The following is a 23,939-nucleotide window of genomic DNA, read 5'->3' as shown; positions in this document are numbered from 1 at the left end:
AAGCGCTTCCACCTTGGACCTATTCGGCAGGGATCTCCTGCAGTGCCGCGAACAGGGCGAGGCCGATCTTGCCCATCTGCGCGCGACTGTGCAGGGCGGTGTCGTATTCCACCTGAATGGTGAGTCGTCCGCCGACGGTGAAAACGGTGAGTTTCGGTGGCATTCCCGGCCCCATCGCATAGACGTCGTCACGGATGATTCGAATGCCTTCGGGTGCCGAATGCGCCGGCAGCCTACCGATATTGGAGATCGCGAGAGTGGGGGCGGCAGCCAGGATCGCCGCGGTCACCTCGTCGTGAACGCGCCGCGCGACGAGCGGGAAACGCGCCGCTTCGCGCCGCTCGAGCGTTGCCCGCATGCCTGTCGAAACCTGATGCCCGACTTCGACCGCGCTCGAGTCGTGCGAAACGATCGCGGGCGTGCCGACACCCGAGGCACAATTGAGGATCGTACGGGCGGGCAACGGCGGAACCAGCTCGGATCGCACATCCACCGCGTGCCCACAGATCATCGGCAGCGGGCCCGTCGCAGGCTCGAGCTGCGAACGGACTGCGACCAGAGCGGCGCCGCTGAGCAGGCTGTTGACCGAAAGACCGTGTACGCGAGCGGCATCGATGATGGCACCGGTTTCCTTGGCGTCCAGCTCGATCCGCTGCACGGCGAAGCGGCCGAGCGGATCGTTGCCGATACCGTCGTCCGGCAGGGTACGCGGCGCCGATTCCGGGCCCATCAGCGCGATGCCCGCCCGTACCTGCTCGAGCCACTCGGTGACCTCCGCGTCGCTGATGACGGCTGCCAGCTGGTCGTCGATGGCCTCCGGCAGTTTTCGATCGGAATTCGACTGCGGCACCGCAGTTCCCGTCGCGTGCGCGGTGTAGCGCCGCCACATCTCCTCCAATAGCGCGAAAGCCGATCGGCCGTCCGCGATCCCGTGGTGAATGACCAGGACGAGCCGATCGCGGTCCCCGTCACGCAGCAGATGGGCGCGGAACAGCCCGTCCCGCCAATCCCTCGGCCCATTCACCAGATTCAGGTATTCGACTTCGCCACCGTCAGCGATGTCGAGCCGAGGGCGGTATGCATCGTCTCGGTGAAACCACATCGTGCCATCGGGATCGGTCACCGGCTCACTGGACAGCAGCGGATGCTCCGCCGCCAGTTCATCCAGCACCCGGCGGAGGATCTCGACGTCGAGTGAACCGTGCACGGTAGAGCCGATGAACAGTGGCATCCCGCCGGTCGGCACACTGCCGAGCTTGGTGTCAGAGCCGAAGAAGCTGAGCTCGAAGGGGGAAATCGGTCGCTGTGCGGTCATCTCATCTCGTACTTCCGTGTGTTGGAGCAGCCCGCCTTCAACATACAGATGTTTCAAACGCTTGTCATATACAAGTGTTTGAAACAACTGCCACAAACGGATGTATGCCGCGCTGATAGGGTGCGAAGGTGGGAACCCGAGAAGATCTGCTCGCCGCCGCCAAACGATGCCTGGCCGAACGCGGCTACGCGCGCACCACGGTGCGGGATATCGTCGCCGCCTCCGGCTCCAACCTGGCGGCCATCAACTACCACTTCGGCACCCGCGACAAGCTGCTCAACCAGGCGATGATGGAATCCAGCGCGGCCGCAGTCCAGCAGATCCTCGACTCGCTCCCCACCGACGCCGAGGACCCCACCGACCGCTTACATGCCTTCTTTCAGCAGCTCATCACATCGTTCACCGAAGACAACGCCCTCTGGTCGGCCAACGTCGAAAGCCTGGCTCAAGCCCTGCACTCCCCCGACCTCCGCAAGGAATTCGGCGCTGCCCAAGCCCTCGCCCGCACCGAGCTTGCACGCCGATTCGCCCCGGCCGACAAGGACTCCCACCTCGGCGCCGTCCTGCAAACCATGATCGGCGGCCTACTCGCCCAACACCTGGTAGACCCCGACCACGCCCCCACCGCCGCCGACATCACCTCCGGCCTCCGCGCCCTCGCCCAACTCGCCCTCTAGCCCCGATACCGGGTGGTCGAGGCGCTGGGCTCGTCGTCGAGAGGAGTCCGGCCCGGCACACAAAGCTCGGGTCGGCACCCCCGGCAGTTCCGGTGGACGCGGACCCGATCCGGTCTGTGCGGTGCCGCCTCAGGCGGTGAGGCAGCTGGGGCCCAGCAGTGCCTTCAGGTCACCCATCAGGGCCGATGACGGCGAAACCCGCAGTTTGTCATCGAGTTTCAGCAACGTGGTCTTGTCGCCCGCGCCGACGAGGCGCAGGTGCACATCCGAGGTGCCCGGGTGGCTGGTCAGCACCCGCTTGAGCGCGCCGACCTTGTCCGGCGTGCACATGCGGGTCGGAATGGTGACCGCGAGCGGCTTGGCGACGCCGATGGCGGACAGGTCGGGGACGGCGAGATCATTGGCGATCAACGAGATCCGATCGTCGCGGACCGAGACGCGGGCCTTCACCAGCACCACCGCGTCCTCGACCACGTCCATGCCGTACACCGAGTAGGACTGCGGGAAGAACAGCACCTCGATGCCACCGGTGAGGTCCTCCAGCTGCGCGGAGGCCCAGGCCAGGCCGTTCTTGTTGATGCGACGGTTCACCGAGGCGAGGATGCCGCCGATGGTCACCTGGGTGCCGTCCTTGATGTCGCCTTCCAGAATGGCGGGGATCTGGGTATCCGCCTGTGCCGCGAGCACATGCTCGATGCCGTTGAGCGGATGCCCGGACACATACAGCCCGAGCATCTCCCGCTCCAGCGCCAGCCGGTGCTTGGATTCCCACTCCTCATCGGGCACCTTCACGTTGAACACCGAGGTCACCGACTCGTCCGCGTCCATACCGCCGAACAGGTCGAACTGACCTATCGCCTCGGCCTTCTTGGTGGACATGACGGCGTCGATGGCGTCGGAGTGGATCAGCAGCAGCCCCTTGCGCGGATGCCCGAGCGAGTCGAAACCGCCCGCCTTGATGAGGGATTCGGTGACCTTCTTGCTCGCCGCGATCGCGTCGATCTTGTTCAGGTAGTCGGAGAAGTCGGTGAACTTCGACTTCTCCTTGCGCGCTTGGATGATCGAGGCGACGACGTTCGCGCCGACATTGCGCACCGCGCCGAGGCCGAAGCGGATGTCTTTGCCGACGGAGGCGAAGTTCTGCTCGGACTCGTTGACGTCCGGCGGCAGCACGGTGATGCCGAGGCGGCGGCAGTCGGAGAGGTAGACCGCTGCCTTGTCCTTGTCGTCCCCGACGGAGGTGAGCAGGCCCGCCATGTACTCAGCCGGGTAGTTGGCCTTGAGGTAGGCGGTCCAGAACGAGACGAGGCCGTAGCCCGCGGCGTGCGACTTGTTGAACGCGTAGCCGGCGAACGGAAGAATGGTGTCCCACAGCGCCTTCACCGCGCCCTCGGAGAATCCGTTCGTGGTCATGCCCTCGTGGAAACCCTTGTACTCGGCTTCGAGGACCTCGAGCTTCTTCTTACCCATCGCCTTGCGCAGCGCGTCGGCCTTGCCCATGGAGTAGGAGGCGACCTTCTGCGCGATGAACATGATCTGCTCTTGGTAGACGATCAGACCGTAGGTCTCGGCGAGGATGTCTTTGAGCGGCTCCTCCAGCTCCGGATGGATCGGTTTGATCGGCTGACGCCCGTTCTTGCGGTCGGCGTAGTCGTTGTGCGCATTCATGCCCATCGGGCCGGGGCGATACAGCGCGAGGACTGCGACAATGTCGTTGAAGCCGGTGGGCTGCATGCGGCGCAGCAGGTCGCGCATGGGACCACCGTCGAGCTGGAAGACGCCGAGAGTGTCACCGCGCGAAAGCAATTCGTAGGTGGCTGGGTCGTCCAGCGGCAAGTTGTCCATGTCGAGGTCGATGCCGCGGTTGGCCTTGATGTTGTCCAGCGCGTCACCGATCACGGTGAGGTTGCGCAGGCCGAGGAAGTCCATCTTCAGCAGGCCGATGGCCTCGCAGGACGGGTAGTCCCAGCCGGTGATGATCGCCCCGTCCTGCGGCCGCTTCCACACCGGGATGGCGTCCATCAGCGGCTCGGAGGACATGATCACCGCGCAGGCGTGCACGCCCGCGTTGCGGATCAGGCCCTCCAGCCCGCGCGCGGTCTCGTAGATCTTGGCGACATCGGGGTTGTTGCCGATGAGTTCGCGGACCTCGGCGGCTTCCTTGTACCGATCGTGGTCCGGGTCCATGATGCCCGAGAGCGGGATGTCCTTGGCCATGATCGGGGGCGGCAGCGCCTTGGAGATCTGGTCGGCGATGGCGAAGCCGGGCTGGCCGAACTGGACCCGCGCGGAGTCCTTGATCGCGGCCTTGGTTTTAATCGTGCCGAACGTGATCACCTGGGCAACCCGGTCCGTGCCCCACTTCTCGGTGGCGTAACGGACCATCTCACCGCGACGGCGATCGTCGAAGTCGATATCGATATCGGGCGCGGACGGGCGCTCCGGATTCAGGAACCGCTCGAACAGCAGTCCGTGCGGCAGCGGGTCGATGTTGGTGATGCCCAGCGCGTAGGCCACCAGCGAGCCTGCCGCCGAGCCACGGCCGGGGCCGACCCGGATGCCGACCTCCTTCGCGTGCGCGACCAGGTCGCCCACGACGAGGAAGTAGGCCGGGAAGCCCTTCTGCTTGATGACGTCGAGCTCGAAATAGGCGCGGGTGTAGTACTCCTCGGGCGCCCCGTCGGGGAAGCGACGCGCCAAGCCGCGGTCGACCTCTTTGCGCAGCCAGGAATCCTGGTCCTCGCCCGCGGGCACGGGGAACACCGGCATCCGGTCCTTGAAGGCCCACACGTCGTCGTAGGGCTGGACCCGCTCGCCGATCAGCACCGTGCTGTCGCACGCGCCGGGCACCTCGGCGTCCCAGAGCGCGCGCATCTCCTCGGCGGACTTCAGGTAGTAGCCGTCACCGTCGAACTTGAACCTGGTCGGGTCCGAGAGCGTCTTGCCGGTCTGCACACACAGCAGCGCCTCGTGGTTGCTGGACTGATCCTTGGTGACGTAGTGGCAGTCGTTCGTGGCCAGCGGCCGGATGCCGAGCTGCTTGCCGACGTTCAGCAGTCCCTCGCGAACCCGGCGCTCGATCGACAGCCCGTGGTCCATCACCTCGAGGAAGAAGTTGTCCTTGCCGAAGATCTCCTGCCACTTGGCCGCGGCCTCCAGCGCCTCGCGCTCGTGGCCGAGGCGAAGGCGGGTCTGCACCTCGCCGGACGGGCAGCCCGTCGTCGAAATGATGCCCTCCGCGTACTGGGCGATGATCTCCTCGTCCATGCGCGCCCACTTGCCGAGCTGACCCTCAATGGAGGCCAGGGAGGACAGTGTGAACAGGTTGCGCAGGCCGGTCGCGGTCTCGGCGACCATGGTCATATGGGTGTAGGCACCCGAACCCGAGACGTCGTCGCCCTTCTGGCTGGGGTCACCCCACAGCACTCGCTTGGTGTCGAACCGGGAGGCGGGCGCGATGTAGGCCTCGATGCCGATGATCGGTTTGACGTCGTGCTTCTTGGCGGAGTTGTAGAACTCCGACGCCCCGTACATGTTGCCGTGGTCGGTCATTCCGACCGCGGTCATGCCCAACCGTTTCGCCTCGGTGAACAGCGGGGAGATCTTGGCCGCACCATCGAGCATCGAGTACTCGGTGTGGTTGTGCAGGTGAACGAACGATCCGGACGAGGCGGCCAAAATGGTCCTTCCTCCCAAGGTCTCGACGGGGGTTGGCTGGACCGATTCTAGGGGGCGCCACCGACTGGTTCGTCCAGGCTCGCTGGCGCATCGTGGGCGCCCGGCGTGTCGGTGGCGAAGATCACCGGCGCGTCCTGCCGACTCGCCGTTTGAGTGGCTGATTTCCGCGAATGTCGGGTTGTCCGAGCGGTCCTGCGCCGGAGGAATTTCCGGCCGGACCGATCATTGTCGGGCACGGCCACCTGCACGTCGGCCACACCGGTCGGCAGCGGTCCGCGCGGATCGCTCGGAGTTCCGGCGAACCGACATTGTCGTGGCACGACTGTAGGCTCGGTCTCCCTCCCCGACGACGGTGTCGGGCGCGTTGTGCGGGGATGGACGCATGGCATGACAGACGCTGATGTCCCCAAACTTGTGGAGGTGTCCATGAATTCGACGAAAGCACTGTTCGTACTTTCCGCTACGGCCTTCGCGGCCCTGCTCGCGACGGCCGCGCCCGTCGCGGCGGCCCCGGAGGGTAAGTTCGCCACCATCTATACCCTCGCCCAGGGACCCTGTGTGGGGCAGGTCGACGCCTCGATCAACGGCAATGCCTACCCGAACCAAGCGGCGTTCACCGTGAGCTCGACGCTGGTCGGCGTCGGGCCGTGCACCCTGCCGATCACGCTGAACTGGCGCAACGTCGACACCGGTGCGACGGGCGCGTTCGCTGTGACTGCGCAGGGGCCGGGATACTGGGGCAACAGCGGGCACTCCGCGCTGTTCGCGCCCGGCCCCGGCCGGTTCACCGCGACCGCCACCATCGGCGCGGTGCATGTGCCCGAGCTGGGCCCAATCGAGTTCACTGTGCCGCCCTACCAGGGCTAGCCCACTCCATAACGAACCGCGTCCGTAGCGGTCGGCGGCGTCCGGGTTCCGCCGCCCGCTCCGCGCGGCGGAACCCGACACCGCACGGCACGCGGGTCCGCTACCGCGATAATCGGCGCATGGACTCCCTCCGCCAGTGCCCGCGATGACCACCGCGCTCGCCGTCGTAGTCGCCGCGGCGCTGATCGCCGGTGCGCTGCTGATCTGGCTGCGCACCCGTCGGGTGGTGACGACGCCTGCCGAGCGGGCGGTACATTCGGCGCTGCACACCGCGTCACTCGCGGCGGTCCCGCTGCGGCGCGGGCTCACGGGGGAATCGGCGCGTGAGGCTGCGCCGCATCTACGGGCACTCACCGGCGCCGAGGCACTCGCCATGGCCGACGCCGACGGCACGCTGCTGGCCTGGGAAGGACCGCACGCCGAGCTGGCGGAGTACTTCACCGAAGCCGCCGAGCGGGCCGTCGCCGGTGAACGGCCGGTGCTGATAGCCGGGCCCGGGCGCGGCGAGCACGCCGGACGCACCCTGATCGCGCAGCCGCTGCTGATCGAGTCCACCGGGGTTGCCGGGGTGCTCGGCGTGGTGACCAGCGGACAACCCGGTCCCGGCTGGCTCGGCGCGGTCGCCGAGGTGGCGCGGTATGCCTGCGGCCAGCTCGAACTGGCCGAGCTGGACGCGTCGCGGGCCCGGCTCGACCGCGCCGAGGTGCGCGCGCTGCGCGCCCAGATCAGCCCGCATTTCATCTACAACGCGCTGAACACCATCGCCTCATTTGTCCGCACCGACCCGACGCGGGCCCGCGAGCTGATCCTCGAGTTCGCCGACTTCACCAGGTACTCCTTCCGCGCCGCGGGCGAATTCACCGTACTGGCCGACGAACTGCGCAATATCGAGCGGTACCTGGCACTCGAGCGGGCCCGCTTCGGCGACGCGCTCGAGGTGCGCCTGCGGATCGCGCCGGAGGTGCTCGGCGTCGTCCTGCCCTTCCTCGCGCTGCAGCCGCTGGTGGAGAACGCGGTACGGCACGGGTTGGCCGGTACGGTGCAGGGCGGCGGTACCGTCAGTATCGTCGCCGCCGACGCAGGCACCGACTGCGTGATCAGCGTCGAGGACGATGGCGTCGGCATGGACCCGGACCTGCTGCGCTCCGGCGCGCTCGACGCCGCGACGGGCACGGCACAGTCTGGCGAGTCCGCGCACGTCGGGCTGGCCAACGTCGACGACCGGCTGCGCGCGGCGTTCGGCAACGACTACGGCCTGGTCGTCGAAACCGCGCCCGGTGCGGGCACGAAAGTCAGCCTCCGCGTCCCCAAATTCCGCGCGGGCATCCGGGCATGAGTCCCGTGCACCCCCAGGAAGCGGCGGGTCGTGGCATGGATACCCGCGCCACGGCCGGAAACCCAACGCCTACGATGGACCGACTGTGACCCGCGCGACCGGCAACTCGACGGGCGCGCTGCGCGTGCTCGCCGTGGACGACGAGAAACCCGCTCTCGACGAGCTGGTGTATCTGCTGCGCGCGCGATCCGAGATCAGCGCGATCCACGCGGCGGGCGACGCGACGAGCGCGCTCCGGGTGCTACGGGTGCATCCGGTCGACGCCGTGTTCCTGGACATCAATATGCCCGGGCTCGACGGTATGGAGCTGGCCGGGATCCTGTCGGAGTTCGCGAATCCGCCCGCGGTGGTGTTCGTGACCGCGCACGACGATCGCGCGATCGCGGCGTTCGACCTCGGCGCCGCGGACTATCTGCTCAAGCCGCTGCGCGAGGCGCGGCTCGCCGCAGCGGTACGGCGGATCGCCATTGCGCGCAGCGCGTCACACCATCCCACCGGGGAAGCGCAGTCCGATCCGAGCGAGGTCATTCCCGTCGAACTGGGCGGGGTGACCACGCTGGTGCCGCGCTCGACCGTGAGCTGGGTAGAGGCGGACGGGGACTACGCCAGGCTGCACACCAGCGGCGGCTCCCATCTGGTGCGGATTCCGTTGTCGGCATTGGAATCCCGATGGCAGAACGCGGGGTTTCTCCGGGTGCACCGGTCGTATCTGGTCGCGCTGCGGCTGGTGACCGGGATGCGCACAGTCGGCAGCGGGACCGTCGTGTGCCTTCGTGCCGAGGGCGACGCGGCGGCGGTCGAATTGCCGGTCAGCCGCAGACAGGTGCGTGAATTGAAACAGCGGCTGGTGCACGACCCCCGGCAAAGGTGGGGCAACCAGTGACCGGGCCGCAGCGTCCGGCACGGCAGCGCGTCGTGCTTTCGCAGCGGCGCGGGGCTCGGCGAGTGCGCACCAGGGTGGAGGTGGCCGAGCAGACCGGGATCGGTGAGGCGCTCATCGGTGGCCTGATCCGCGCACAGCTCGGGCTCGCACTGCGGCTCGGCCTTGTGACGGTCGCCGTGTTGTGCGCGCTACCGGTGCTGTTCGAGATCGGCCCGGTCGGATCGGTGGTGGTGCTCGGAGTGCGGTTGCCATGGCTACTACTCGGCGGCGCTGTGTACCCGCTGCTGTTTCTGATCGGCCGATCGTATGTGCGCCAAGCCGAGCGCAACGAGCAGGATTTCCTCGAGCTGGCCGAGGATTGACATGCGCTCGTACCGAACCGTCCACACGATGCCGCCGACACGAACCACCGGATACCTCCGCGGCCGCACCGGCACGGAATCTGCCCGGATCCCCCAATCCGTTTCGGTGCGGGCCGCGTCGCGCCGGGGTTCGGCGTGACCCCCGGACCCGCCCCCGCGCTGACGGTGGCCGCGTTGGTGCTCGCGGCGCTGGCCACGGTCGCGATCGGCGCGTATGGAGTACGCCTCGCCCGCACCACCTCCGACTTCCTGGTCGCCTCCCGCAGCGTGGGACCGCGCTGGAACGCCGCCGCTATTTCCGGCGAATACCTTTCGGCTGCTTCGTTTCTCGGTGTCGCCGGGTTGATCGCCAAGTACGGCGCGGACGCGCTGTGGTACCCGGTGGGCTTCACCGCCGGATATCTCGCGCTGCTGTTGTTCGTCGCGGCCCCGCTGCGGCGCTCGGGCGCGTACACGGTGCCCGACTTCGCCGAATTCCGCTTGGGCTCACTGCGCTTGCGCAGGCTGGCCGCGACCGTCGTCGTGCTGGTGTGCGCGGTGTATCTGATCCCGCAGTTCCAGGGGGCGGGATTGACGCTGCACTTTTTGCTCGGCGTCCCAGGCTGGGTGGGCACGGCGACGGTAGGCGGGATCGTGATCGCGAACGTGGTCGGGGGCGGGATGCGGTCGATCACGCTGGTCCAGGCTTTCCAGTACTGGTTGAAGCTGACCGCGGTGGCGATTCCGGCGCTGGTGCTGCTCGGGCACTTCTTTGTCGAGGACCGTGCGCTCGGCGCGCCCGCCCCCCCTGTGGTGGCCGAACGCACCGTGGTCGACGTGACCACCGACGTGGTGGTGCAGGTCGGTGCGCCGCAGGAGGTTTCGATCACGGGTACCCTCGACGACCACACGGTCGACGGTCCGGTCCAGCTGACGGCGGGTGCGCACGAACTGGCGGGGGGCACGCGGCTGGTGCTGGACGCGGGAGCCGCGGTGCCGGTCGTCGCGGGCGCTCCCGCGGACGGCGCGGGCTGGCTGGCGCCGGGCGGCGGCCTCGGCGGGCCGCATCCGACCTACCAGGTGTACTCGCTGATCCTCGCCACGTTCCTCGGCACCATGGGTCTGCCGCATGTGCTGGTGCGCTTCTACACCAACCCCGACGGAAGGACCGCCCGAGCGACAGCGCTCGCGGTGATCGGCCTGGTCGGGCTGTTCTACCTGTTTCCGGTGCTGCTGGGCGTCTTCGCGCGGCTGTACGTGCCGCAGCTACTGATCACCGGGACCTCCGACGCTGCGGTGGTGTTGCTGCCGGGGTCGGTGCTCGGCGGGCTGCCGGGACAACTGCTCGCGGCGCTGGTGGCGGCGGGTGCGATCGCGGCGTTCCTGTCCACCTCGTCGGGACTGCTGGTGAGCATCGCGGGCGTGCTCAGTACCGACATGCTGCGTGGGCGGATTCGCGACTTCCGCACGGCGGCGCTGGTCGCCGGTGCTGTGCCGCTCGCGTTGTCGCTGACCGTCGTATCGCTGGATCTGTCGCGCACCGTGGGCCTGGCGTTCGCGGTGGCCGCGTCGACACTGTGCCCGCTGCTGGCGCTCGGTATCTGGTGGCGCGGGCTGACCGCGACAGGCGCGGCCGCCGGTCTCGTCGCGGGTGGTCTCGCGGCGGGCGCGGCGACGGTCGTCTCGGTCACCGGCGGGCTGTCGGACGAGGTGGCGGGCGGATGGCCATCGGCGATGCTCGGCTACCCGGCGGCGATCAGCGTTCCCGCGGCGTTCGCCGCCATGGTGCTGGTCAGCAAGTTCACCCGCGGGCTCGACAGCAGAAGCGTCGGCCACATCTTTGTCCGGATGCACGCGCCGGAGCGCCTGGGAATGGGCGCCGACCGCGAGCGCGGCCTGCACTCCGACTGACCGACCACGCCGCCCTTTCCAGGCACCCGCCGAGCACGGCCCGCGCTGGAACCGTTCGTCGCGCCGCATCGACCGCTCACCGCAGATTCGGCCACCTTCACAGAGTGACTCACACCACATATTCCGGTCTATGGGCGTAGCTGGCTACCGTCCTGAAGACGTAAGCCATGTCACACGCTAGGACCATCATGACCAGTATCGATCTCGACGACACCGCCGCACGGCGGGCGCCGGGCGCCGCAGCCTTCGCCGAAGTCCAGGCCAGTCCCCAGTTCCAAGAACTGCGAACGCGCCTGCGCCGCTTCGTGTTTCCGATGACCGTATTGTTCCTGCTCTGGTACCTCGGCTACGTACTGCTCGGCGCCTACGCGCACGACCTGATGTCGCACGCGGTGGTCGGCGACATCAACGTCGGATTGCTACTCGGGCTCGGCCAATTCGTGTCCACCTTCGCCATCACCGCGCTGTACGTCCGGTTCGCCAATCGGGAACTGGATCCGCGCGCGGCAGCCATCCGTGGCTACCTCGAGGGGGATCGGGCATGAACACCGTGCACATCTACGCGGCGACGGCGACGGTCGGCAACCCGGTCGCCAATATCGCCATCTTCGGCGCCTTCGTCGCGATCACCATGGTCGTGGTGATCCGGGCCAGCCGCAACAACGCCACCGCCGCCGACTACTTCACCGGAGGGCGCGGCTTCTCCGGACCGCAGAACGGCATCGCCATCGCGGGCGACTACCTTTCGGCCGCGAGCTTTCTCGGCATCGCGGGCGCCATCGCGGTCTACGGCTACGACGGGTTCCTCTACTCCATCGGTTTCCTGGTCGCATGGCTGGTCGCTCTGCTGCTCGTCGCCGAGATGCTCAGGAACACCGGCAAATTCACCATGGCGGACGTGCTGAGCTTCCGGCTGAAGGAGGGCCCGGTGCGCACCGCGGCCGCCCTGACCACGCTGGCGGTATCGCTGTTCTATCTGCTCGCGCAGATGGCGGGCGCCGGCGGGCTGGTCGCGCTGCTGCTGGACATCTCCGACAAGACAGGGCAATCCATCGTGATCGCCGTAGTCGGCCTTCTGATGATCGTGTACGTGCTGGTCGGCGGCATGAAGGGCACCACATGGGTACAGATCATCAAGGCGGTGCTGCTGATCGTCGGCGCCGCGCTGATGACGGTGCTGGTGTTCGCCAAGTTCGGGTTCAACTTCTCGGACATCCTCGGCTCCGCACAGGACGCGGTGTCCGGCTCGACGAACAAGGGCGTCGCCGCCCGCGACGTGCTCGCGCCGGGAGCGCAGTACGGCGGCAGCGAGACCTCGAAGCTGAACTTCGTCTCGCTCGGGCTGGCGCTGGTGCTGGGCACGGCGGGTCTGCCGCACGTGCTGATGCGGTTCTACACCGTGCCCACCGCCAAGGAGGCGCGCCGATCAGTAGTGTGGGCGATCGCACTGATCGGCGCGTTCTACCTGTTCACCCTGGTGCTCGGCTATGGAGCGGCCGCGATCGTCGGCCCGGACCGCATCCTGGCCGCCGCGGGCGGGCAGAATTCGGCGGCACCGCTGCTGGCGTTCGAACTCGGCGGCGTCGTGCTGCTCGGCGTGATCTCCGCGGTCGCCTTCGCCACCATCCTCGCGGTGGTCGCCGGCCTCACCATCACCGCGTCGGCGTCGTTCGCGCATGACATCTACGCCAACGTCATCAAGCGAGGCAAAGCCGGTGAGCGCGAACAGGTTCGGGTCTCGCGGATCACAGCCGTGGTGATCGGCGTGCTGGCCATCGCCCTTGGCATCCTCGCCAACGGGCAGAACGTGGCCTTCCTGGTGGCGCTCGCGTTCGCGGTTGCCGCGTCCGCGAACCTGCCGACCATTCTGTACTCGCTGTTCTGGCGGCGGTTCAACACCACCGGTGCGCTGTGGAGCATGTATGGCGGGCTCCTCTCCACCATCGTGCTGATCGTGTTCTCCCCCGCGGTCTCCGGCACCAAGTCCTCGATGCTGCCCGGGTCGGATTTCGACTGGTTCCCGCTGTCGAACCCGGGGATCGTGTCCATCCCGCTGGCATTCGTGCTCGGCATCGTCGGGACTTTCGCCGGAGGCAGGTCCGAGGACTCCGGCAAGGCCGCCGAGATGGAGGTTCGCGCGCTCACCGGCGTGGGCGCCGAGAAGGCGGTGGTGCATTGACAGCTGTCCGGTATTCCTTGTCCCCCTCGCTCTTTCGTTAGGAGATTCGTGTGACCCGCGCTACCACCGATGACCGCGACACTTCCCCCACCGCGTATCCGCCCAGCGCGGACTTCGCCGCCGACGCCAACGCCGACGCGACGTGGTACGACCGGGCGCAAGCCGATCGGCTGGACTTCTGGGGTGAGCAGGCCGATCGGCTGCAGTGGCATCGCCCGTTCGATCGGGTGCTGGACTGGAGTGCCGCGCCGGTGGCGAAGTGGTTCGTCGGCGGCACGCTCAACGTCGCCTACAACTGTGTGGACCGGCATGTCCTGGACGGGTACGGCGACCAAGTCGCCATCCATTGGGAAGGCGAACCCGGCGACTCCCGCGCCATCACCTACACAGAACTGCTCGCCGAGGTGTGCCGGGCGGCCAACTGTTTGACCGAACTCGGGTTGCGGGCAGGCGACCGGGTCGCCATATACATGCCGATGGTGCCCGAGGCCATCGTCGCTATGCTCGCCTGTGCCCGGCTGGGCCTTACCCACTCGGTCGTGTTCGCCGGATTCTCCCCCACCGCCCTTCGACAGCGTGTCGACGACGCCGGTGCCCGGTTGATCATCACTACCGACGGGCAGTGGCGCCGCGGCAAGCCCGTACCGCTGAAGGCGGCCGTCGACGAAGCGCTATCGGCCCATGGTGATGCGCCCTGCAGTGTCGAGCATGTGCTGGTGGTGCGCCGCACCGGGATCGAAGTGCCCTGGACCGAGGGCCGCGACCTGTGGTGGCACGACACCGTCGGGCGAGCCGCCCCCGAACACCAGGCCCAGCCCTTCGACGCCGAACACCCCCTGTTCATCCTCTACACCTCCGGTACCACCGGAAAACCCAAAGGCATCCTGCACACCAGCGGCGGCTACCTCACCCAAACCTCCTACACCCACCACACCGTCTTCGACCACAAACCCGGACAAGACATCTACTGGTGCACCGCCGACATCGGCTGGGTCACCGGACACAGCTATATCGTCTACGGGCCCCTGTCCAACCGCGCTACCCAGGTCGTCTACGAAGGCACCCCCAACTCGCCGAACGAGCACCGACACTTCGAAATCATCGAAAAATACGGCGTCACCATCTACTACACCGCACCGACCCTGGTACGCACCTTCATGAAATGGGGTAAGCAGATCCCCGCCGCGCACGACCTGTCCAGCATCCGGCTACTCGGATCCGTCGGCGAACCGATCAACCCCGAAGCCTGGCGCTGGTACCGCGAGGTGATCGGCGGTAACCGCACCCCGATCGTGGACACCTGGTGGCAAACCGAAACCGGCGCCATCATGATCTCCCCGCTACCCGGGGTCACCGCCACCAAACCCGGCGCCGCGATGACCCCGCTACCCGGGATCTCCGCACAAGTGGTCGACGAGGACGGCCAACCGGTACACCAACCCCATACCGAGGCCGATTCCTCGGACCGCTCCGCGGTCGTCGGCTACCTCGTGCTCGATCAGCCATGGCCTGCCATGCTGCGTGGTATCTGGGGCGATACCGAACGCTTCCGCGAAACCTACTGGACACGCTTCGCCGAACACGGCTGGTACTTCGCCGGCGACGGCGCCACCCTCGACACCGACGGTGACCTGTGGATACTCGGCCGTGTCGATGACGTCATGAACGTCTCCGGCCACCGCATCTCCACCGCCGAAGTCGAATCCGCGCTCGTCGGACACCACGGCGTCGCCGAAGCCGCGGTCGTCGGCGCCACCGACGCCACCACCGGCCAAGGCATCGTCGCCTTCGTCATCCTCACCGCCGAAACCGACAACACCGGAACCGACCTGATCGACGAACTCAAAGCAGAGGTATCCCAAGAAATCAGCCCGATCGCGCGACCCAGAGAAATCCACATCGTCCCCGAACTCCCCAAAACCCGCAGCGGCAAAATCATGCGCCGCCTACTACGCGACATCGCCGAAGGACGCGAACTCGGCGACACCTCGACCCTGGTCGACCCCAGCGTCTTCGAAGCGATCGCCCGCGGGTAACCGGGGAGAACGGCGGACCCGGCCACCAGATGAGGGGCCCGGGTCCGCCGTTCGGCCATGGCTCAGTCCGTCGGCACTGGACCGTAGGTGGCGATGATGATGCCGGTCTCCAGAACGGTGGTATCCAGCAGCCGCAGCGGGGTCTTGCCGGTGTCACGGTAGATCAGGTGGTCGGGTTCGGCACGACCCGCGAAGATGGGGTGGATCCAGAGGCGGATCTCGTCGAGCAGGCCGTGTTCCAGGAGCAGACGGGCCACCGGCCCGTGCCCGTACATCAGGATATCGCCCTGGGTTTCGGCCTTGATGCGGGCGACCTCGGCGGGAATGTCCGCGCCGAGCACGACGGTGTTGGTCCATTCCGGATCGGTCAGCGTGCTCGACACCACGTATTTCCGCATGGTGTTGAACTTGTCGGAGAACCAGTCGCCGGTGCGCTGCGGCCACGCCGAGGCGAAATTCTCGTAGGTCTTGCGGCCCATCAGCAGCGCGTCGGCCGCTTTCAGCTGGGCGCCAGCGAAGTCCATCGCGCCCTCTTTGAAGTAGTCGAAATGCCAGTCCCGCATGTTGTCCATGAGCCCGTCGAGGGACACATTGGTGCTTTCGACGATCTTTCCCACGTTCGCCTCCTTGTCTCTCGCGTTGCTTTCTACCGCACGAAGGGAGTCCTGGCCCGCGTGTCGCGCAAGGCATATGCCCACCAGAGGAGCTGGGGAAGATCGAACCAACGCCGATCCCCTCAATGGTTGGCCTGCCCGAGATCGAACAGGTCGAACTTCGGCGCGCGATCTCAGCTCCTGGGATCGCACCTGGTGGCGGACTTGTCCGTGAAGCGGTGTCCGCCCAGCTGCGCTACGCGGTCGGATTACCACACACGGTCCTGGGCTTCGACACCGCGCCGCATTCGGGAATTTCGGAGCACCGGTGACCGAATTCGCAGGATGCTATGGACTCGCTGAAATATCGAGACACAGTCCGGCCATGACGATATTTCGGTAGCGGTTGCAGAAGACAGATTATTACCCGCACTGCGGGACGGGACGCCGCTGCCGCGACGTTCCAGTGGCCGACGGTTTTATCCTGTCGCACCCAGGCGGTGCATCTGGATTGTCGATCCGTTCGATATCTGCGCGAATTCCGTATTGACGGCAAGTTTTCACCGCGGGCACCTCTTGTGCGAGACACAGCACGAGTTGGGCCCTGCGTTTACACGGATACCACCGACTCTGGGTTCAACCACTCCTGCTGCGGACTCGGTGACGGTCAGCTGCCGAACGGCAGGGCGCCAGTCGCGGCCCGATAGCCGGATCTACCAGAGAAAACGTTGCCCCACAGGCAATTCAGAGCATAGGTGAGCATTCCAAACCTCCGTGGCGGCGTATGCCGACCGATTATTGCCTGTGTGACTAATCGGTAACGAAATCGCCGGTCGTGGTAGTCCGTTACAAGCCAATGATCACGCGGGCGGTGGTCCTGGTCAGTAAGTTCTTTTGGAACTCCGATTCCTTTCGGAGCAAGGCCTCGTCTTCATCAGGCGCAACGGCCTTGAAACCCGACGCCCCAGCATCCGGATAACCCTCGTCACCCAAGGTGTTGACCAGCCGGTTCAGAAAATTGACAAGCATGAGGAAACCTCCATCGCGGAATGTGCCGATCGATTGCGGATCTGGCCAATCGGTAGGTAAATCGCAGGGTGTGATCGATCCGTTAACAGGACGCCGGTTTCCGTACGACCTATATCAGTTCGGCGGCTTTCGCGCGAAACCGTAGGTGGCGCATGTCACTTCCATGGCATGGGTCGGTGGCAGTGGCGATTCTCCCGAAGTGCGCAGTGTTTCGGTTTCGATTGTCGCCGGATGCCCCAGAGGAACGAGGAACCGGCTCAGCCGAACAGCTCGGTCATCCGCCGGTCCATCTCGTCGGGCGGCACGTCCTCGACGTGCGTGGCCACGGTCCAGCGGTGCCCCCACGGGTCCTCGAAGGCGCCGCTGCGATCGCCGTAGAACTGGGTGGTCATCGGCGTGAGTTCGCTGGCGCCCGCGGCCAGCGCCGCGGCGAAGGCGGCGTCGGCGTCCTCGACGTACACGTAGAGGTTGACGGGAGTGCCACCGACCGTCTTCGGGTCCAAGAAGCCCATATCGGGGGCCGGGTCGCCGAGCATGACGACGGAATTGCCGAACATCAGCTCGCAATGCGCGATCTTGCCGTCCGGGCCCGGCATGCGCATTCGCTCGGTGGCGCCGAATATGTTCTTGTAAAAATCGATCGCGGCCGCCGCACCGTCGATCGCGAGTCCCGGCGAAACCACCGGATATCCGTCGGGAACGGGTTTAACATCAGACATGGGAACCTCCGCTCGAGGCGTTGTGTCGGACCATGTCGAGCTTATTCTCGGCACCCGCGCAGTAGGCAGGATCGTCGGAATCAGGGCCCTGCGACACCCTGCAGCCGACGCACCTGGGCGGTTGTGAGGTCGCTGAGCACGCCGGGGTCCACCGGCTCCGTCGCGGTCACCGCGACCTGCGCCAGCGTGCCGCCGACCTGCACGATCGCCACCGATGAGCTGAGCATCATGCCGTCGCTGCTCGTGCGCACCTGGAAGGCGGTGGCCGCGTCGCCCGCGGGCGGCTGAGCGAGCCCGCCGACCTGATAATCCACCGGGATGTCGGTGGCGTCCGCTCCGGAATAGTGCGTGCAGCGGCGCAGCATCGCCTGCACGTCCGAAAACACCTCGGCCAGTGCCTCGCTCGGATAACTCGCCGCATCGATATCGATACTCGAGAAATTAGGCCCCGCGTATTGAATGGACGCCTGGGCGAGCGCGCCAGGACGCAGTGTGGCCAGCGGGGTGAGCACTTTCGCGCACTCCGCCGGATTCGTCGGTGCAGAAGCGGCGTCGCCTGCGCCCTCGGGCACGTCGGCGCGCGGCGGCAAGGCAGTGAAATTCGGCGGCAGGTTCGCACCGCCGAGCAGCAGGCCCCGCAACCGCTCCGGGTCGGATTCGGGTACCGCGGTCACCGGGGCCGCGGCGACCGCGGGGCCCAGCGGCGGCAGCTCGGCCGGTTCGGGTGCGGCGGGCTCCGCGGACCCGCATCCCGCGGCGAGCGCGATGGACGCGGCCGCGAGCAGCAGGCCGCACACCCGGATCACTCGGTCCACGACACCTGCGTATCGATCGTCTGCTGCAACATGCTGTCGCTGCGCGGATCGCGATAGGCCTGGTGGCCGCCGACGGTGATGGACCCCGATACCGGAAGCGGCAAGCCGAGGTCGACCGTGATGGTGCCGGCGCCCTGCATGACGTAGTCCCGGATGTCCAGGGTTCCCGCGTTGTTGGGCAGGTTCCACGCCGGAGACTTCGGCTTCTGGGTGACGTTCAGCTCGATGGTGAGCCGTTCGCCGTCACGCTTGGTCAGCGTAGCGGTGGTCACCTGGTCGAGCGTGACGCCGCCGGTGACCTCTTGACGCACCGTCCACACCGCGCCCTCGCCGACCGGCTGGTCGGGGAACGCGATCGAGCGGTAGACCGCCTGATAGAAAGCCTGCTCCAGGGCAGAGCGTGCGGTGTTGGAGGTATCCGGCGACGGCTCGAGCCGCAGCGCGGTGATCGCCCCGAGATCGCTGAGGTCGAAGCCCGCGTGCGAGCCGCCGATGTTGGTGAGCGCCTTGGCCAGCGTCGGGTCCGGGGAGGTGACGGTGCCGAGGGTCAGATCGATGCCCTCGGTGGTGGTCTGCGCGGTCATCGGGATGGTCAGCGCGGGCGTCGAGAAGTCGCGCATCGGCTGCTCGTTGATCTGCTGTTCGATCCGGTGCGCGGTGTGCAACGTCACCCGCTGCACGGTGCCCGCCGGGTAGTCCGGGCGCAGCAGCGAGCGCGGCTCCTCTCCCGTGGAGAGGACTGTGGTCACCGCGGCCGGAATCGGCACGGTCACTTCCTTGCCGATCCCCAGCGGCTCGGTGCCTTCGGTCTCGCTGCGCGATTCGGCGCCATCGCCGCAACCGACACCGAACGCGGAGAGCCCGAGCGCGAACACCATGAGAAGCACACCCGAACGCGCGATCCGGGGGGGAGACAACACCGTCACGAGCAACAGCGTACGACCGCTTCCTGAGTGTCAGCTGGGACATCTGGTCCGCGCGCCGCGCGCGACCACGAACCGCCCGGAGAAGCGCGGCAATCGGACTCGCGCACCGGCCCGGATCGCGCTCGAGAGATGATAGTCGTCGTGAGTGATGACCCGCCGCCCGAGGAGAGCCCAGCAAACACCGCTGATCCGACGACCCCAGCGATTTCGCCGCAGCGCCTGCGGACCTTGCTCGTCATCGCCGCGGTCCTGCTCGGCCTGGATCTGCTCACCAAGACCGTCGCGGTCGCGAAGCTGACGCCGGGCGATCCGGTACCGATCATCGGCGACTTCGCGCGACTGAGCCTGGTACGCAATCCCGGCGCGGCCTTTTCCATGGCGACGGGCATGACCTGGCTGCTGACCCTGGTCGCCGCCGCCGTCGTGATCGGGGTGGTCCGCATCGGCCGCACCCTGCGCTCGCTGTGGTGGGCGATCGGCCTCGGCATGGTGCTCGGCGGCGCGCTCGGCAATTTGGTGGACCGGCTGTTCCGCGCGCCCGGCCCGCTGCAGGGGCACGTGGTCGACTTCGTCGCGATCGGCTGGTGGCCGGTATTCAACGTGGCCGACTCCTCGATCGTGTGCGGCGCGATCCTGCTCGTGGTGCTCACCGTGTTCGGTTTCGAGCCGAACGGGACCCGGGTCGGCCGCGGCGCCGAGCACAGCGGCGGGGAGAGCGCGGCATGAGGGAGACCAGAACCATGCCGGTGCCCGACGGGCTCGACGGTATGCGCGTCGACGCGGGACTGTCCCGGCTGCTCGGCCTGTCCCGCACCGCTGTGGCGACGCTCGCCGAAGAAGGCTCGGTGCAGCTCGACGGCGTGGCCGCGGGCAAGTCCGACCGGCTCGCGGCGGGCGCATGGCTCGAGGTGATGTTCCCGGAACCCGAGCGGGAGTTGACGATCGAGGCCGAACCGGTGGAGGGCATGAAGATCCTCTACGCCGACGACGACATCGTCGCGGTGGACAAGCCGGTCGGCGTAGCCGCGCACACCGGTGTCGGCTGGAGCGGGCCGACCGTGGTTGGCGGGCTGGCCGCGGCCGGATACCGCATCTCCACCTCGGGCGCCCATGAGCGGCAGGGCATCGTGCACCGCCTCGACGTCGGCACCTCCGGGGTGATGGTGGTCGCGCAGTCCGAGCACGCGTACACGGTGCTCAAGCGCGCGTTCAAGCAGCGCACCATCGACAAGCGGTATCACGCGCTGGTGCAGGGACATCCGGATCCGAGCAGCGGCACCATCGACGCCCCGATCGGCCGGGCCCGCGGCAACGACTGGAAGTTCGCGGTCACCGCCGACGGCCGCCCGAGTATCACGCACTACGACACGGTTGAGGCGTTCCAGTCGGCGAGCCTGCTCGACGTCCACCTGGAGACCGGCCGCACCCATCAGATCCGGGTGCATTTCTCCGCGATCCGCCATCCTTGCTGTGGCGACCTCACCTACGGTGCTGACCCGCGCCTTGCCCAGCGGCTCGGGCTGGAACGGCAATGGCTGCACGCCCGCTCGCTGGGATTCCAGCATCCCGCGGACGGCCGCTATCTGGAGATCACCAGCGAGTACCCGGACGACCTGCGGCACGCCTTGGACGTCCTGCGCAATGCCTGACCGGCGCGCGCTGCCGCGGCGTGGCATCGCCCTCGCCGCGGCGGCCGTCGCGCTGGTCGTGCTGATCGTCGCGCTCGGTGTGCTGAATCCGCCGCGCAAGGCCGGGGTGTTCACCGACCGGCTCGGGCCGGACCGAGGTGAGCAGGTGGCGGACTACCTCGCGCGGGCGCGGGATTCGCTGACCGGATCCGACGGCGATCAGCACTGGGCACTGCTGTCGTTCACCGAACCCTTGGGGCCGGAACGGATTCCGGACTACACCGTTGGCCTGCGCGTCGCGCAGGTGCTGTATCGGGTGCCGATTCCCCGGGTCCAGACACCCCTCGTCGCCGTGCCCGTCCCGGAAGACGTCGGCGCGGCCGTGGATTCGGCAGGGTACGCGGCCTGGCTGCTCCCGCGTCCTTCCGACAACCGCTCCGGCCGCATAGTCGGCGTCTCCGCCGCACGGCTACGCGCAGGCTGTGCGTGCGTGGTCGGCCTCGTCGCCCGCGGGCCGCTGACGGCGCTGCGAAACCTCGCCTCCCAGAATGGCATCCGCGCCGTCCAGGCACTTCCCGCCGACGCGCTGGCAGGCCGTTTCGCGGTGGTCCCGCTCCTGCCCGACTACCTCGACGTGGTGCTGCCCGGCCCCGACGACGGGCCGGTCCCGGACCGGTGACGCGCCGGCCTCTCAGCGCCTCATCAGGCACTCCGCGACGTCGGTGAGCACCGCTGGGTCGACGTGCTGCGCTGCTTCGTAGTCCGCGGGCGTGGGCGGACCGGTCCCGGGGAAGAACAGATGGTCGTCGTCCGGGTACACCCGGAAGGTTACGTCGGGGTGGTCGGTGAGCCCGGACCTCCAGCGAGCGAAGTCGTCGGCGAGCGTCACCTGGTAGTCGCGCCCACCCTGGAGCAGCAGCAGCGGTGTCGGCAGCGCGGCGGCCGTCGAAACCGGTTGGTAGCCGAGCAGATCCAGCCAGTACCCGCCGGAGAGGCCGAGCGGCAGCTCGGCGCGCGGCGTCGCCGGCGAAAGCCCGGGGCGGTCCACCACCGCGGCCAGGCGAGCCATTGCCGCCGCCCTGGCCGCGGCCTGCGGGCTCGGATCGAGGGACGCGAGATACCGGGTGACGCGCACCGCCTCATGGTGCATCGGCTGGGCGTCGCCCGCCATGATCACCAGCCCGGCGACGGCCGGTTCGGCGGCCGCGACGCGCGGCGCGACCTTGCCACCCATGCTGTGGCCGAGGACGAAGACGCGCCCGGCATCCACCTCCGGCCGCTCGCGCAGCAGGCGGATCGCCGACATCGCGTGCGGCACATACTCCTCGGTCATGGTGAATCCGGGATCGCCGGCCACCCCGTGGCGCGTCCAGGTCACCTTGTCGAACCGCAGCGTCGCAATGCCGAGGGAGGCCAGCCCCCAGGCGATGTCCTTGATCGGCTTGTTCGGACCGCTGGTCTCGTCGCGGTCGAACGGCCCTCCTCCGCTGAGTAGGACGACCGCGGGCACGGCGTCGCGATGCCGCGGAAGGCTCATCGTTCCCGCGACCGCGAGTGCGCCGGAACCGACAGTGACGTCATGCTCGGCAAAAGCACTCGGGTCGGCGTAGGGCGGAGGCTGCCACCCCGTGCCGGTGTCCGGCGCCAAACGCAGGCCTACTGGACCGCGACGACGCCGAACCCTTCCGCGACCTGGTCGGGTACCGGCAGCACGCGGTCTGGCTCCGCACGGACGAGGTCGACGCGCTGATCGAGGGTATGCGCGCGGTCATCGCACCCGTGCTGGCCAACGAGGCCGCGCCGGGACGAGCACAGTACCTGCTGAGCCCTATCCTGTTTCCGATCGGCGACCAGGGTGATTCCGACCTGCCGAGGGACCACCAGGCTCGTGGGCGGCGGTGACGTGCTGGACAGCATCGCGAAGGCGTCGCGGCTCAGCGCCGCCACCGGAACTCGAATAGCCAAGCGGCACAGGAGAACGCGGCACCCCGGCGAGCGGCTCGTGCCACCATCATGCCGGCGTCGGCTCCGCGTCCATCCGTTCCAGTGCGACCAGTCTCACGACCACCGATTCCACGACCGTCGTCGCCGACGGAACGAGCACTACGGCCACGCGGACCGGATGTCAGTCCGGCAGAGTGACGACCCCGTCGAGATAGCGGCGGCAGCGGCCGAGCAGTCGGACGCGGTCGTCGACGAGTTCGCAGCGCAGGGTTCCGCCACGGCGGGATAGCTGTCGGGCGTGCAGTTCCGTGCGCCCCAAGTGCTCGCTCCACAGCGGAACCAGTTGGGCATGCGCCGATCCGGTCACCGGGTCTTCGGGTATGCCCGCGCCCGGGGCGAAGACCCGGGAGACGAAGTCGGCCGAATCACCGGGGGCGGTGACGATCGCGGCGCGCGGCAGCGCCGGAAAGGCGGAGAGCACCGGCGCGGCAGCGCGGACCTCCTGTTCGGTCGCGACGACGATCACCTCGTCCGTGCCGGAGTACGCCCGCACCGGGCGCACCCCGAGCGCCGCGACGAGCGCCGGATCGGGCCGCACCGCGATGCTGCGCACGACCGGCAGATCGAGGACGAACTCGTCGTCGTCGGTGCGGTCGACGTGCAGCCAGCCGCTACGCGTGAAGAAGCTCACCCGGTCGGCCCCTGGGTGCACGTCGGCCAGAATCTGGGCGGCACAGGCCAAGGTGGCGTGCCCGCACATGGCCACCTCTACCGTCGGCGTGAACCAGCGGAGGTGGAAGGCGGGCCAGTCGCCAGGCGCCGCACCCGCCTCGGGAGGTAATTGCGAGGTGTAGAAGGCGGTTTCGGCGAGGTTGTTCTCCTCGGCCAGATGTTGCAGCAACGCATCTGGGAGCCACGACAAGAGCGGCATCACCGCGGCCGGGTTGCCCGAGAACGGTGCGTCGGCAAACGCGTCGATCTGGTGCAGCAGTACCTCCATAGTCGAGAAGGTACCCCAACCCTGAATGACCGCCTCGCACAAGGGTTCTCGCGGCGCCGCGA

The 23,939-nt window shown here is 67.7% G+C and carries 22 protein-coding genes; 12 read left to right on the top strand and 10 right to left on the bottom strand.

Annotated features, from left to right (window positions below; genetic code table 11):
* Window positions 1-19: 19 nt before the first annotated feature.
* The gene (locus OHB12_RS34940) at window positions 20-1,315 is read right to left on the bottom strand and encodes a phthiocerol/phthiodiolone dimycocerosyl transferase family protein (protein ID WP_327114595.1); all 1,296 of its coding nucleotides are present in this window, start codon (window positions 1,313-1,315) and stop codon (window positions 20-22) included.
* A 128-nt stretch (window positions 1,316-1,443) separates the two neighbouring features.
* Here OHB12_RS34940 and OHB12_RS34935 point away from each other — a divergent pair, with 128 nt between their 5' ends.
* A complete protein-coding gene (locus OHB12_RS34935; protein ID WP_327114593.1) occupies window positions 1,444-1,992 on the top strand; it encodes a TetR/AcrR family transcriptional regulator in 549 nt (182 codons plus the stop codon).
* A gap of 129 nt (window positions 1,993-2,121) precedes the next feature.
* On the opposite strand, the gene dnaE is transcribed toward OHB12_RS34935, so the two are convergent.
* Complete coding sequence (dnaE, locus tag OHB12_RS34930; RefSeq protein WP_327114591.1) at window positions 2,122-5,670, bottom strand: DNA polymerase III subunit alpha; 3,549 nt, start codon at window positions 5,668-5,670, stop codon at window positions 2,122-2,124.
* A 426-nt stretch (window positions 5,671-6,096) separates the two neighbouring features.
* Here dnaE and OHB12_RS34925 point away from each other — a divergent pair, with 426 nt between their 5' ends.
* The 8 genes from OHB12_RS34925 to acs all read left to right on the top strand — a co-directional run bounded on the left by OHB12_RS34925 (window position 6,097) and on the right by acs (window position 15,223).
* The gene (locus OHB12_RS34925) at window positions 6,097-6,537 is read left to right on the top strand and encodes a hypothetical protein (RefSeq protein WP_327114589.1); all 441 of its coding nucleotides are present in this window, start codon (window positions 6,097-6,099) and stop codon (window positions 6,535-6,537) included.
* 145 nt (window positions 6,538-6,682) lie between these two features.
* Complete coding sequence (locus tag OHB12_RS34920) at window positions 6,683-7,873, top strand: sensor histidine kinase (RefSeq protein WP_327114587.1); 1,191 nt, start codon at window positions 6,683-6,685, stop codon at window positions 7,871-7,873.
* Window positions 7,874-7,958: 85 nt separating this feature from the next.
* On the top strand, window positions 7,959-8,756 hold the full coding sequence (locus tag OHB12_RS34915) for a LytR/AlgR family response regulator transcription factor (protein WP_327114585.1): 798 nt from the start codon (window positions 7,959-7,961) through the stop codon (window positions 8,754-8,756).
* Window positions 8,753-9,118, top strand: a complete 366-nt coding sequence (locus OHB12_RS34910; RefSeq protein ID WP_327114583.1) for a hypothetical protein — start codon at window positions 8,753-8,755, stop codon at window positions 9,116-9,118. Before OHB12_RS34915 ends, OHB12_RS34910 begins: the two co-directional genes overlap by 4 nt.
* A 135-nt stretch (window positions 9,119-9,253) precedes the next feature.
* A complete protein-coding gene (locus OHB12_RS34905) occupies window positions 9,254-11,008 on the top strand; it encodes a sodium/solute symporter (RefSeq protein WP_327114581.1) in 1,755 nt (584 codons plus the stop codon).
* Between the two features lie 188 nt (window positions 11,009-11,196).
* Window positions 11,197-11,553: a DUF485 domain-containing protein gene (locus OHB12_RS34900; protein WP_327114579.1), complete on the top strand. Its 357-nt coding sequence runs from the start codon at window positions 11,197-11,199 to the stop codon at window positions 11,551-11,553.
* Window positions 11,550-13,187 (top strand): solute symporter family protein, encoded by a 1,638-nt coding sequence (locus tag OHB12_RS34895; protein ID WP_327114578.1) that lies wholly within the window; start codon window positions 11,550-11,552, stop codon window positions 13,185-13,187. Before OHB12_RS34900 ends, OHB12_RS34895 begins: the two co-directional genes overlap by 4 nt.
* A 50-nt stretch (window positions 13,188-13,237) precedes the next feature.
* A complete protein-coding gene (gene acs / locus OHB12_RS34890; protein ID WP_327114577.1) occupies window positions 13,238-15,223 on the top strand; it encodes an acetate--CoA ligase in 1,986 nt (661 codons plus the stop codon).
* Window positions 15,224-15,285: 62 nt separating this feature from the next.
* On the opposite strand, the gene OHB12_RS34885 is transcribed toward acs, so the two are convergent.
* The 5 genes from OHB12_RS34885 to OHB12_RS34865 all read right to left on the bottom strand — a co-directional run bounded on the left by OHB12_RS34885 (window position 15,286) and on the right by OHB12_RS34865 (window position 19,257).
* Window positions 15,286-15,840: a dihydrofolate reductase family protein gene (locus OHB12_RS34885; RefSeq protein WP_327114575.1), complete on the bottom strand. Its 555-nt coding sequence runs from the start codon at window positions 15,838-15,840 to the stop codon at window positions 15,286-15,288.
* An 822-nt stretch (window positions 15,841-16,662) separates the two neighbouring features.
* Window positions 16,663-16,845 (bottom strand): hypothetical protein, encoded by a 183-nt coding sequence (locus OHB12_RS34880; RefSeq protein WP_327114573.1) that lies wholly within the window; start codon window positions 16,843-16,845, stop codon window positions 16,663-16,665.
* Between the two features lie 257 nt (window positions 16,846-17,102).
* Window positions 17,103-17,564, bottom strand: a complete 462-nt coding sequence (locus OHB12_RS34875) for a VOC family protein (RefSeq protein WP_327114571.1) — start codon at window positions 17,562-17,564, stop codon at window positions 17,103-17,105.
* 80 nt (window positions 17,565-17,644) lie between these two features.
* A complete protein-coding gene (locus OHB12_RS34870; protein ID WP_327114569.1) occupies window positions 17,645-18,379 on the bottom strand; it encodes a hypothetical protein in 735 nt (244 codons plus the stop codon).
* The gene (locus OHB12_RS34865; RefSeq protein ID WP_442800165.1) at window positions 18,367-19,257 is read right to left on the bottom strand and encodes a hypothetical protein; all 891 of its coding nucleotides are present in this window, start codon (window positions 19,255-19,257) and stop codon (window positions 18,367-18,369) included. The genes OHB12_RS34870 and OHB12_RS34865 overlap by 13 nt, the downstream gene beginning before the upstream one ends.
* Window positions 19,258-19,434: 177 nt before the next feature.
* Here OHB12_RS34865 and lspA point away from each other — a divergent pair, with 177 nt between their 5' ends.
* Genes lspA through OHB12_RS34850 form a run of 3 tightly spaced genes read left to right on the top strand, consistent with a single transcriptional unit; the run spans window position 19,435 to window position 21,612 of the window.
* A complete protein-coding gene (gene lspA, locus OHB12_RS34860) occupies window positions 19,435-20,031 on the top strand; it encodes a signal peptidase II (RefSeq protein ID WP_327114565.1) in 597 nt (198 codons plus the stop codon).
* Entirely contained in the window at window positions 20,028-20,954 is a 927-nt protein-coding gene (locus tag OHB12_RS34855) for an RluA family pseudouridine synthase (RefSeq protein ID WP_327114563.1), read from the top strand. The genes lspA and OHB12_RS34855 overlap by 4 nt, the downstream gene beginning before the upstream one ends.
* Window positions 20,947-21,612 carry a hypothetical protein gene (locus tag OHB12_RS34850; RefSeq protein WP_327114561.1) on the top strand — a complete coding sequence of 222 codons (666 nt, stop codon included), beginning with the start codon at window positions 20,947-20,949 and terminating at the stop codon, window positions 21,610-21,612. Before OHB12_RS34855 ends, OHB12_RS34850 begins: the two co-directional genes overlap by 8 nt.
* A 12-nt stretch (window positions 21,613-21,624) precedes the next feature.
* On the opposite strand, the gene OHB12_RS34845 is transcribed toward OHB12_RS34850, so the two are convergent.
* The 3 genes from OHB12_RS34845 to OHB12_RS34835 all read right to left on the bottom strand — a co-directional run bounded on the left by OHB12_RS34845 (window position 21,625) and on the right by OHB12_RS34835 (window position 23,877).
* The gene (locus OHB12_RS34845) at window positions 21,625-22,581 is read right to left on the bottom strand and encodes an alpha/beta hydrolase family protein (RefSeq protein WP_327114559.1); all 957 of its coding nucleotides are present in this window, start codon (window positions 22,579-22,581) and stop codon (window positions 21,625-21,627) included.
* 8 nt (window positions 22,582-22,589) lie between these two features.
* Window positions 22,590-22,880 (bottom strand): hypothetical protein, encoded by a 291-nt coding sequence (locus tag OHB12_RS34840; RefSeq protein WP_327114557.1) that lies wholly within the window; start codon window positions 22,878-22,880, stop codon window positions 22,590-22,592.
* A gap of 178 nt (window positions 22,881-23,058) precedes the next feature.
* Window positions 23,059-23,877: a PhzF family phenazine biosynthesis protein gene (locus OHB12_RS34835; protein WP_327114555.1), complete on the bottom strand. Its 819-nt coding sequence runs from the start codon at window positions 23,875-23,877 to the stop codon at window positions 23,059-23,061.
* Between the last annotated feature and the right edge of the window lie 62 nt (window positions 23,878-23,939).

It is taken from the genome of Nocardia sp. NBC_01730, from assembly GCF_035920445.1.
In the GTDB taxonomy this organism is placed as follows: domain Bacteria; phylum Actinomycetota; class Actinomycetes; order Mycobacteriales; family Mycobacteriaceae; genus Nocardia.
Note: the sequence above shows the minus strand (reverse complement) of the source record. Positions and strands in the feature narration are given on the sequence as shown.